This window comes from Fimbriimonadaceae bacterium (assembly GCA_019638775.1).
Classification (GTDB): Bacteria; Armatimonadota; Fimbriimonadia; order Fimbriimonadales; family Fimbriimonadaceae; genus JAHBTD01.
Window position 1 is genome coordinate 1 of sequence record JAHBTD010000091.1, and the last position, 1,883, is coordinate 1,883.

The 1,883-nt window shown below is 57.7% G+C and carries 2 protein-coding genes and 1 pseudogene; all 3 read right to left on the reverse strand.

Features of this window, described 5'->3' with window-relative positions; all coding sequences use genetic code 11:
• A pseudogene (locus KF784_20145) lies at positions 1–708 on the reverse strand (IS5 family transposase).
• Positions 709–792: 84 nt separating this feature from the next.
• Positions 793–1,125 carry a DUF5615 family PIN-like protein gene (locus tag KF784_20150; protein MBX3121370.1) on the reverse strand — a complete coding sequence of 111 codons (333 nt, stop codon included), beginning with the start codon at positions 1,123–1,125 and terminating at the stop codon, positions 793–795.
• Entirely contained in the window at positions 1,122–1,346 is a 225-nt protein-coding gene (locus tag KF784_20155; protein MBX3121371.1) for a DUF433 domain-containing protein, read from the reverse strand. The genes KF784_20150 and KF784_20155 overlap by 4 nt, the downstream gene beginning before the upstream one ends.
• Between the last annotated feature and the right edge of the window lie 537 nt (positions 1,347–1,883).

A 1,883-nucleotide genomic window follows, 5' to 3' on the forward strand; every position in this document is an offset into this window, starting at 1 on the left:
TGGTGGCGCGTTTGTCGTAACGGGTGGCGATGGCCCGGAATTGCTTGAGCCTCGCGAAAAAGTTCTCAATCAGATGCCGGGCTCGGTAGAGGTCTTGATCGTAGTCGCGTGGGATGGTTCTGTTGGCTTTGGGGGGAATGACCAGGATCTTGCCTGCTCGTTGCAGCGGCTGGATCACTCGTTCATCGGCATCAAAGGCCTTATCAGCAATGATTGTGTTCGCCTCAATACCGGGGAGCAAGACATCGGCGCCCTCCAGATCATGCGCCTGTCCTGGGGTGAGATGAAACCCGGTCGGATTACCCAGTGCGTCGCAAGTCGCATGGATTTTCGTGGTCAGGCCCCCCTTGCTGCGGCCGAGGGCTTCCTGCGCGTGATGCCCCCTTTTGCCCCAGCGCTGTGCTGGTGGGCCCGGACGATCGTGGAGTCGATCATCGCGTATTCATTGTCGGGCTCCTCGGCCAGACGCTCGAATACTCGCTTCCAGACGCCGCGTCGACTCCAGCGCGTATGGCGCGTGTGGATCACTCGGAAATCTCCGAACCGCTCCGGCAGATCCCGCCACGGAATGCCCGCGCGATACCGGTACAACACGGCTTCGACAAACAACCGGTTGTCCTTCGCCGTCACCCCCACCGTGCCGTCACGCCCCGGCAACAGGGATTCGATCTTCTCCCACTGGTCATCGCGCAACCCGTACCGTCTCACCATCCGCAGGCCCCTCCTTCGGCCTGGGACGGAGTGAATCATAATGCGATGGTTGTGTGAACCCAGAACATTTGATGACACGCCCTAGTACAGCTCGATGAGCCGCTCACCTTGTTCAAGGTTGGCGATCACTTGAGAGAACAGGGGCTGAAACCACCGGACGAGTGCCGTGTTGGAGCAGTTGCCGATCCGGACCCAGATGACGGGCGTTACCGGCAGAGAGGCAAGTAAGAGAATATTTTTAAAGTCTTCATCCTTTGTGATTATGGTCCGGGCATTGGCAACGGCGTAGTTCCAGATCTCCTGATCCGTTGCGAGGAGTATGCCTACTTCTTCGACGTGAACGGCTCCATGCCCGAGAGATATGATAAGACGAGCTAATGCTGGAGGGAGCTGCGCGTCAATCAGGAAGTTCATCCGGCCCGGAGGATGACGTGGTCGGACTGGGCCGCCGCAAATTCAAGGGCCGCCTGAATATCTTCTTTCTCAAGATAGGGGTAGTCCTGCAGGATGGTCTCCGTTGACACACCAGCTGCAAGAAGGTCGAGGATGTCTTTCACGCGGATCCGCATCCCACGAATACAGGGGCGACCACCGCACTGGGCCGGATTAATGGTAATGCGCACGAGTACACTCATGAGAATATGGTACCGCCGTCTATTGCTGAAGATCAATGTTATTTCGTGAACAGTCCTGGTCACGAATGCTGGAACCAAAATGGAGTCTGCTATCTTCTCTTGCCATGTCTCATCGGCTACAACTGGTGCCGTCTACCATGTCACCAGTCGTGGTAATACTCGCCAAGACATCGTTGCGGTTGATCAAGCCCGCACGCTATCGCGGGGGCAGCTTGCTCACGTCATCGATCAATTCAGTTGGTGTCGCCACACCCCATCATGAGCAACGGCTGTTCTCTTGGCACGGGCGAGTCCCCTGACGCGACACGACGGTGCCCGAGTCCAGATGGCACTGCGTCTCCAGACGCGGTGCTCAGATGCGTGGCTGCCGAAGCCCCTCGCCCAACACAGGCCAGCAACGCCTACGCAGAACTCCTCTAACACCTGCCTTTGTACGGAACCAGGGGAGCTCACCTATGGGACACGGGCGTACCCGCCCCCCGAGTCGCTTCTTTTGTTTGCCCCCCTACTTTTTCGGTATGGTGATAAATTCTGGAC

Excerpts from the sequence above, each read along its gene's own strand:
- KF784_20150 (MBX3121370.1), bottom strand. The coding sequence starts at position 1,125 with ATGAACTTCCTGATTGACGCGCAGCTCCCTCCAGCATTAGCTCGTCTT.
- KF784_20155 (MBX3121371.1), bottom strand. The coding sequence starts at position 1,346 with ATGAGTGTACTCGTGCGCATTACCATTAATCCGGCCCAGTGCGGTGGT.